At 72.0% G+C, this 8,420-nt stretch carries 6 protein-coding genes; 2 read left to right on the plus strand and 4 right to left on the minus strand.

What is annotated here, in order from left to right:
• The 4 genes from HET64_RS33000 to HET64_RS33015 form a co-directional block, all read right to left on the minus strand.
• A partial coding sequence (locus HET64_RS33000) for a GPP34 family phosphoprotein (RefSeq protein ID WP_215110830.1) occupies positions 1 to 682 on the minus strand: 682 nt, incomplete at its 3' end.
• Positions 679 to 1,908: a fumarylacetoacetase gene (gene fahA / locus HET64_RS33005; protein ID WP_215110831.1), complete on the minus strand. Its 1,230-nt coding sequence runs from the start codon at positions 1,906 to 1,908 to the stop codon at positions 679 to 681. The genes fahA and HET64_RS33000, both read right to left, overlap by 4 nt.
• Positions 1,909 to 2,068: 160 nt before the next feature.
• A complete protein-coding gene (locus tag HET64_RS33010) occupies positions 2,069 to 4,063 on the minus strand; it encodes a CocE/NonD family hydrolase (protein WP_215110832.1) in 1,995 nt (664 codons plus the stop codon).
• A 37-nt stretch (positions 4,064 to 4,100) separates the two neighbouring features.
• Positions 4,101 to 5,600: a peptide MFS transporter gene (locus HET64_RS33015; protein WP_215110833.1), complete on the minus strand. Its 1,500-nt coding sequence runs from the start codon at positions 5,598 to 5,600 to the stop codon at positions 4,101 to 4,103.
• Between the two features lie 156 nt (positions 5,601 to 5,756).
• Here HET64_RS33015 and HET64_RS33020 point away from each other — a divergent pair, with 156 nt between their 5' ends.
• Both HET64_RS33020 and HET64_RS33025 read left to right on the plus strand, forming a co-directional pair.
• Complete coding sequence (locus tag HET64_RS33020; protein WP_215110834.1) at positions 5,757 to 6,767, plus strand: polyprenyl synthetase family protein; 1,011 nt, start codon at positions 5,757 to 5,759, stop codon at positions 6,765 to 6,767.
• 243 nt (positions 6,768 to 7,010) lie between these two features.
• The gene (locus HET64_RS33025) at positions 7,011 to 8,255 is read left to right on the plus strand and encodes a DUF2092 domain-containing protein (RefSeq protein ID WP_215110835.1); all 1,245 of its coding nucleotides are present in this window, start codon (positions 7,011 to 7,013) and stop codon (positions 8,253 to 8,255) included.
• Positions 8,256 to 8,420: the final 165 nt, after the last annotated feature.

Raw genomic sequence — 8,420 nt, forward strand, 5'->3', positions numbered from 1 at the left:
CCCCTCCTCCGCAGCCGCCACCGTCGCCGCCGCCCCCGCCGCTCCAGCCGCCGCCGGACTCGTTCTGCTTCACGTTGTAGCGGACGGCCACGGCGGTCCACTCGGAGCGGCGCATGACCTTCATGACCGTCCGGCCCGTGCGGCCGAGGCGGGTCAGGTCGCCGGCCAGGCCGATGGCGGAGGCCAGGGCGGCCAGCACCCGGTCGCGGTGGTCCGGATATCCCGCCGCCTCGGCCGCCGCGAACCGGTCGAGGACGCCTCGCGAGAGGTCCTGCACGCCCGGGTAGTGGCGGTGGTAGGGGAAGACGCCGAGGAAGCGGTGGGTCCTCCGGGACAGGACGGAGCGCTCGACCAGGGAGTCCAGGTACTTCTCCTGGACGTACCGGTCGTGCTCGCCCACCCAGCGCCGGGCGCGGATCCCTCGGCGGCGGCCCTTGGCCGGCGGGTCCAGGGTCCGGAGCAGGGCGGCGAGGAGCGGGTCGGCCGGTTCCAGCGGGTTCACCACCTGGATCCGGCCGCCCTCCTCCCGTATCCGGCCCTGGAGCTCCAACTCGGCGAGGGCCGCCCCGGCGGTCCCGTACGCCAGATCGCGGGCCCCGCACGTCGGCTTGCCCCGGTCCGGGTCCAGGGCGAGCAGGATCAGCTCCTCGGGCAGCGTCAGCGCGGGGGCGTCATGGGTCATGGCGCGGTGACGATCCTTCCGGTGACGTCGCCGAGGCCCACGCGGGTGCCGTGCGGGCCGGGGGCCCAGGCGGTCAGCGTGACCGTGTCGCCGTCCTCCAGGAACGTCCGCTTGCCCTCGGGGAGTTCGAGCGCGTCGCGGCCGTTCCAGGTCAGCTCCAGGAGCGAGCCGCGCTGCCCGGTCCCGGGGCCGCTGACGGTGCCGGAGCCGTACAGGTCGCCGGTGCGCAGCGACGCGCCGTTCACCGTCATGTGGGCGAGCTGCTGGGCGGCCGTCCAGTACATCGAGGCGAACGGCGGCTCGGCGACCACCTGCCCGTTGATCTCGACGCTGATGCGGATGTCGAAGCCGCCCGGCTCCTCGTCCGCCGCGTCGTCGAGGTAGGGGAGCAGGGGGACGTCGCGGGCCGGGGGCGCGGTGCGGGCGGCGTCCAGGGCCTCCAGCGGGGTGACCCAGGCGGAGACGGAGGTGGCGAAGGACTTGCCGAGGAAGGGGCCGAGCGGCACGTACTCCCAGGCCTGGAGGTCGCGGGCGGACCAGTCGTTGAGGAGCGAGAGGCCGAAGACGTGCTCGCGGAAGTCGGCCAGCGGCACCGGAGTGCCGTGCGCGGAGGGGACCCCGACGACGAAGCCGACCTCGGCCTCGATGTCGAGCTTCACCGAGGGCCCGAAGACGGGGGCCGGGTCGGCGGGGGCCTTGCGCTGGCCGCTGGGGCGCACCACGTCGGTGCCGGAGACCACGACGGTGCCGGAGCGGCCGTGGTAACCGATCGGCAGGTGCTTCCAGTTGGGGGTGAGCGCGTCGCCGTCCGGCCGGAAGATCTGTCCGACGTTGGTGGCGTGGTGCTCGCTGGCGTAGAAGTCGACGTAGTCCGCGACCTCGTACGGCAGGTGCAGGGTCACCGCGTCCACCGGGTACAGCAGCGGCTCGATGTCCGCGCGGTGGGCGGGGACCGTCAGCCAGGCGGTGAGCGCGCGGCGCACGTCCCGCCAGGCGGTGCGGCCCGCCGCGAGCAGGGGCGTCAGGCTCGGCCGCGCGAGCAGCCCCGCGTAGGGGGAGCCCAGCGCGTGGGCGGCGGCCCCGGCGTCCAGGACGTGGTTGCCGATGCGGACGCCGACCCGGCGGTCGTCGGGGTGGTCGGGGGTGGAGAACACACCGTACGGAAGGTTGTGCGGGCCGAAGGGGTCGCCCTCGGCCAGATCGAGCGGGCTGCTCTGCTCGGGCATGTGGTGCTGCCTCGCTTTCCAGGTCGCGTTGAGGACACGTTACGTCGGTGCTCCTACCCAGCGGCAGTGCCCCGACTATCCCCAACTGTGCGCATTGCCCGGAAAGTTCGTCGGGCCCCCCGGAAATCCGGGGGACCCGAGGGCGAAACAGGGAGGCCGCTCAGCCCGCCGTGCGCGGGATGCGCTTCTCCCAGGTGCGGTGGAAGACGATCTCTTCGCCGTCCTTGCAGATCACCTCGTTGGAGGTGATGAAGTCCTGGTCGTCGGCGGCGATCTCGGAGCGGGTCTCGATCTCCACGTCCCAGGCCGTCTCCGGTCGGTGCAGCCGGATCCGCCAGTCGGAGCGGGTCCGCGCGGAGAGCGGGTCGTCCTGCTGGATCGTGTACGTCTCCAGGGCGTCCTCGGTGAATTCGAGGCCGTCGGGGTAGACCCGCGTACCGCCGTACCGGGGGTCGACCTCCATGCGCCATTCGCCCTTGGCGACATCGCGGACGACGAGGCGTTCGGGGCGGGGCTCCTCCAGGGTGACCGGGTAGACCACGCCGAGCGGTTCGGACTGCTCGGGCTCCCCGAAGGTGATCGCCGGGTCCTCGGTGTGGCGGCGCACCGGGAGCTCGACGAAGCTGCCGTCCGCGTCCAGGGTGAAGCCCGCCGAGCCGGCCTGCGGCCAGATCCAGGGCCAGTACGAGGAGGAGACGGCGAGCCGGATGCGGTGGCCGGGCGGGAACGTGTGCCCGATGCCGTTGAGGTCGAAGACCACGTCCTCGGTCTCGCCCGGGGGCCAGTCGTCGGTGCGGTCGCGGCCGTGCCGGGCCGCGAGGTTGAGCACGCCCCGGGTGACCAGGGTCGAGGACCCGTCGGGCGCTACGTCGCAGAGGCGGGCGATGGCCTGGCCGCGCGGGACGTCCATCCGGACGCGGAGCTTCACCCGGGGGCGGCCGAGGATCTCGATCGGCGCGTCCTCGACGGGGAATTCGAAGGACACCGACTTCGCGTCCTCGTCCCGCTGGTCCGGCGGCAGGTCCGCGTCGTTGCCGAACGGGAAGAAGCGGCCCGCGTCCACGCCGGTCTGCTGCGGCGAGGCGACGATCCGCTCGCCGCCCTGGAGGGCGTACGCCACCGGGGAGACGTTCTCCGAGGGCCAGCTCGCGTCCCCGACCCAGCGGCCCGGCAGCGTCTCGTACACCGTGGCGGGCGGGTGCGAGCCGCTGATCCAGGACCGCAGCAGCGGCTCCCGCATCACGCCCGTCTCCTGGCCCTTGAGGTGCTGGTCCCACCAGCGCAGCGTCTCCTGGAGGAAGCCGATCGCGGGCCCCGGCGGCAGCCCCCGGTCGGGGTACTGGTGCGACCAGGGGCCGATCAGCCCGCGCACCTGCTCCGGGTCCAGGTGCTCCACGAGCCGCAGCACGGTGTCCCGGTACGGGTCGTGCCAGCCGCCGACCGCGAGGACCTTCGCCTTGATCGAGCCGTAGTCCTCGCAGACGCTGCCGTGCTTCCAGTAGGCGTCGCGGCTCTGGTGGGCCAGCCAGGTGTGGATGAAGGGGTCGACGGCCTCCAGCCTTTTCAGCCACATCTCCTTCCAGTCGTCGCCGACCTGCGCCGGGTCCGGCGGGCGGCAGACGAAGGCGAGCATGGTGGCGGCCCAGGCGTGCATGTCCACGGCGAGGACGGAGCCGCCCATGTAGTGGACGTCGTTGTCGTAGCGGTCGTCGGCCGAGCAGACGGTGACGATCGCCTTCAGCGGCTCGGGGGCGAGCGCGGCGATCTGGAGCGAGTTGAAGCCGCCCCAGGAGATGCCGAACATCCCGACCCGGCCGGAGCACCAATCCTGCTGGGCCAGCCAGTGGATGACGGCGACCCCGTCCTCCAGTTCCCGCGCGTCGTACTCGTCGCCCGGCAGCCCCTCGCTGTTGCCGTGGCCGCGGACGTCGACCCGTACGGAGGCGTAGCCGTGGCCCGCGTACCAGGGGTGGCGCTGCCAGTCGCGGGGCGCGGTCCAGTCGCTGAGCCGGTAGGGCAGGTACTCCAGCAGGGCAGGGACCGGTTCGTCGGTCAGCGGCCGCCAGATCCGGGCGTAGAGCCGGGTGCCGTCGGAGAGCGGGATGTACACGTCCTCGCGGGTGGTCTCGTACGGGAACTCGGTCGTGATGTTCATGGGTCACCTCGGTGGGGGACGGGGTGCGAGGGCGCGCTCAGTGGACGGGGTGCATCGTGCGTTTCAGCCAGGGGGCGGCGATGATCATCGCGATGCCGACCGCCACCGCGATCGCTCCGTTGACGCCGAAGTACGCCGGGTTGGAGACCTCGCCGTAGAGCTTCACGACCTGGGCCTGGATGCCGTTGGCGACGGCCAGCGACAGGAACCACAGGGCCATCGTCTGGCTGGCGAAGGCCTTCGGGGCGAGCTTGCTGCTGGCGGAGAGGCCGGAGGTCTCCAGCAGGACGTCGCCGAGGCCGAGCAGCAGGTAGGAGCCGACGATCCACCAGGCGGCCATCTTGTAGGTGTCGTCCGCGTGCCCGGACGTCGGCAGGACCATCAGGAGGAAGGAGAGCCCGCCGAGGATCACGCCGAAGGCGATCTTGTTGGAGGCGTGCGGCTGGCGCTTGCCCATCCTGACCCAGGTGGCGGCCACCACCGGGGCGAGCGCGACCTCGAAGGCGCCGAGCGCGGAGGCGTACCAGCTGGCCGGGAAGGTGAAGCCGAGGATCTCGGTGCGGGCGTTGGTCGAGGCGAGCAGGATCATCGTCGAGTACGCCTGGAACAGGATGAAGTTGAAGACGACCGAGCCCAGGAAGAGCACGACGTACGGGCGCAGCCTGCCGCGTTCCTCGGCGGTGACCCGGGGGCTCTTGAACATCACCACGAAGTAGGTGATCGGGGCGATGATCGAGATCACCGTGAGCACGTCCACGAACCGGTCGATGGTCAGCCAGCCCACCAGCGCGAGGACGGTCGCGACGACGGCGACCACGACGGCCCCGCCGATGATCAGCCGGACCGCGCGGCGCATCGCGTCGGGGGCCAGCGCGAATTCGGCGGCGTGCTTACGCCCGGCCAGGTGACGGCGGCCCGCCACGTACTGGATCAGGCCGAAGGTCATACCGACCGCGGCGGCCGAGAAGCCCCAGTGCCAGCTCACGTGGTCACCGAGCCAGCCGGTGACCAGCGGACCCGCGAAGGCGCCGATGTTGATGCCCATGTAGTAGAGGGCGAAGCCGGCGTCGCGCCGCTCGTCGTCGGTGCGGTAGAGCTTGCCGACCATGGAGGCCACATTGGGCTTGAGCAGGCCCGTTCCGGCGCTGATCAGGCCGAGGCCCACCCAGGTCATGGCGTCGGTGGGAACGGCCATGCTGTAGTGGCCGCACGCGATGAGAATGCCGCCGTACAGCACGGCCCGGTACGAGCCGAGGATCCGGTCGGCCAGCCAGCCGCCCGCCACGGAGACCAGATAGACCAGTGTCCCGTAGGCGGCGGAGACGGAGGCGGCGGTTCCGGGATCCATGTCCATGCCGCCGTTCGCCACCGTGTCGGCGAAGAACAGCACGAGGATGGCCTGCATGCCCAGGAACGAGAACCGCTCCCAGACCTCCAGGCCGGACAGGGTCATCAGACCCCGTGGCTGCCCGAAGAAGGCGTGGTCGTCCTCGGGCGGGGGCTTGGCCGGCTCGGTGTCGGCGGTGCTGTGGGACAAAACGGGGACTCCTGATCGTATGAGCTGATCCCGAACATACCGGCGGCGGCGGGAAGCCGCCCACGGTGATCCAAAGGCGACCGGATACGCTGAGTCGAATGAAGACAGCGACACATCGACATTGCGTGTGATCGTCAGCAGACAGGAGATGCCCTCGTGACCGTCGTCGGGCCGTTCGGACTGCACGTGCGGGACCAGGCTCTTGAGGCCGATGTCCAGTCGGGCCTGGCCGCTGTCGAGGCGGGGCTGCTCGAAGCCACCAAGAGCGACGTGCCCTTCATCACGGATGCCGCCCAGCACCTCGTGCGCGCGGGCGGCAAGCGGTTCCGCCCGCTGCTGGTCATGCTCGCGTCACAGTTCGGCGATCCCGACGCGCCGGGAGTCGTCCCCGCCGCCGTCGTCGTCGAACTGACGCACCTGGCCACGCTGTACCACGACGACGTGATGGACGAGGCCGACGTGCGGCGCGGGGTGCCCAGCGCCAACACCCGCTGGGGCAACTCCGTCGCCGTCCTCACCGGCGACTTCCTCTTCGCCCGTGCCTCCCACATCCTGGCCGACCTCGGCCCCGAGGCCGTCCGCATCCAGGCGGAGGCCTTCGAGCGGCTCGTCACCGGCCAGATCCTGGAGACCGCGGGCCCGCGCGACGGCCGCGACCCGGTCGACCACTACCTGGACGTCCTCAGCGGCAAGACCGGCTCGCTGGTCGCCGTGTCCGGCCGCTTCGGCGCGATGATGTCCGGCGCCGACGAGCGGACCGTGGACGTCCTCACCCAGTACGGGGAGCGGCTCGGCATCGCCTTCCAGCTCGCCGACGACGTCCTCGACATCGCCTCCGACTCCCACGAGTCCGGCAAGACCCCCGGCACCGACCTGCGCGAGGGCATCCCGACGCTCCCGGTCCTGCGGCTGCGCGCCCAGGCGGCGGCCGACGGCAAGCCCGACGACCTGGAGCTCGTCGAGCTGCTCGACGGCGACCTCGGCGACGACGCCGCCCTGGACGAGGTGCTGCGCCGGCTGCGCGCCCACCCGGCGCTGGAGCAGGCCCGCCAGGACACCGTGCACTACGCCCAGGCGGCGCGCGCCACACTCGCGCCGCTGCCCGAGGGGTACGCGAAGTCCGCGCTGGAAGAGCTGTGCGACGCCGTGGTGCACCGCGCGGGCTGAGAGACTGCCCGTGGTGGCCTGCTCCGGGCCTCGCCGCGGTGTCCCAGGCCTCGCGGTGGTGCGCGGGACGTTGACGGCACGTCATCCGGTGGGGCGTACCCCTACTGGATGACGTAGGCGCCCCTCCCGGTTGTCATACCGGAGCAGTACGTGGAGTTGATTCCCCGGGCTGACGCTTCGGACCGTCTGATTTGGTCAGATGGTTAACAACGGAAGCCGCCGACCACGGAGGTAGGGCACACCATGGCACCGAACGACAGCGCAGAGACCACCGGCGAGGCCACGAGCACTGTCGTGGGCCGCCGGAAGACGGCGCGCTACATCGTCCCCGTCGCGGTCGCGGGGGTGGCGGCCGCGACCATCGGGCTCGTCCCGGCGCTCGCCAGCACCGGCGACCCGGACCTGCCGAAGATCAGCGCACAGCAGCTCATCGAGAAGATCGCCGCTTCGGACGAGGAGCAGCTCTCCGGCACGTTCAAGATCAGCACCGACCTGGGCCTGCCCCTCGACGGCCTCGCCGGCTCGCTCGTACCGGGCGGCGCGGGCGGGGACAAGGAAGGCGGCGCGGCGGCCCCGCAGGACAAGCTCATGGAGCTGACGTCCGGCACGCACACGCTGCGCGTGGCCGCCGACGGCCCGGAGCGGCAGAAGCTCTCCATCCTCGGGGACGCGTCCGAGTACAGCCTCATCCACAACCAGGGCGAGGTCTGGGCGTACGACAGCGCGTCCGACGAGGTCTACCACGCCGAGGCTCCCGAGGGCCGGGACGGCGACGGGCGCGCGGAGAAGGCCCCGAAGGCACCCGAGGGCGCTCCGGCCACCCCGAAGGACTTCGCCGAGCAGGCGCTCGCGGCGGCCGGGGACACCACCTCGGTCACCGTGGACGGCACGGCGCAGGTCGCCGGGCGGGACGCGTACCAGCTGCTGATCAAGCCGAAGCAGTCCGGTTCGACGATCGGCTCGGTCCGCATCGCCGTGGACGCCGAGAACGGCGTACCGCTGAAGTTCACCCTGTCGGCGGCGAGCGGCGGCAAGGCCGTGGTCGACGCAGGGTTCACGAAGGTCGACTTCTCCAGGCCCGCCGCGTCCACGTTCGACTTCACGCCGCCCAAGGGCGCCGAGGTGACCGAGGCCGACGAGCTGGAGACCGGCAAGGACGAGCACGGCGCGGCGCAGAAGGCGCTCCCCGGGCAGCTCGCCGAGTTGGACGGCTTCGAGGGCCTCAACGTCATCGGCGAGGGCTGGACCTCGATCGCCGAGATCAGGACCCCCGGCGGCACGGGTCTCCCCGCGGCCGGCTCGGGCGACGTCCCGGCCGAGGCGCAGGGCTTCCTCGACGCGCTCGGCGACAAGGTCACCGGAAAGTTCGGTTCGGGCACGGTCTTCAAGACGCGCCTGGTCAACGCCCTGCTGACGGACGACGGCAGGGTGTACGTCGGAGCGGTGACGAAGGACGCGCTGGTCCGCGCCGCCGACGCCGCCAAGTAGGACACCCCGGCGCCGCCCGTCCTGCCGGACGACCGGCGCCGGACACCCCGCCCCGTCGCACACCGTGCGGCGGGGCGGCAGTGCCGCAGGGGTGCTGCCAGCCGCGCGGACGGGAGAGGTGCGACCGGGATGACGACGACGGGGACGGCCGGGGCGGCGGGGGAG

Origin of the sequence: Streptomyces sp. McG3, from assembly GCF_018619185.1 — a bacterium.
Taxonomy (GTDB): domain Bacteria; phylum Actinomycetota; class Actinomycetes; order Streptomycetales; family Streptomycetaceae; genus Streptomyces.

Bases quoted from the DNA above. Each gene is read 5' to 3' on its own strand.
- HET64_RS33025 (WP_215110835.1), top strand. From the start codon at position 7,011: ATGGCACCGAACGACAGCGCAGAGACCACCGGCGAGGCCACGAGCACT.
- HET64_RS33010 (WP_215110832.1), bottom strand. From the start codon at position 4,063: ATGAACATCACGACCGAGTTCCCGTACGAGACCACCCGCGAGGACGTG.
- fahA (WP_215110831.1), bottom strand. From the start codon at position 1,908: ATGCCCGAGCAGAGCAGCCCGCTCGATCTGGCCGAGGGCGACCCCTTC.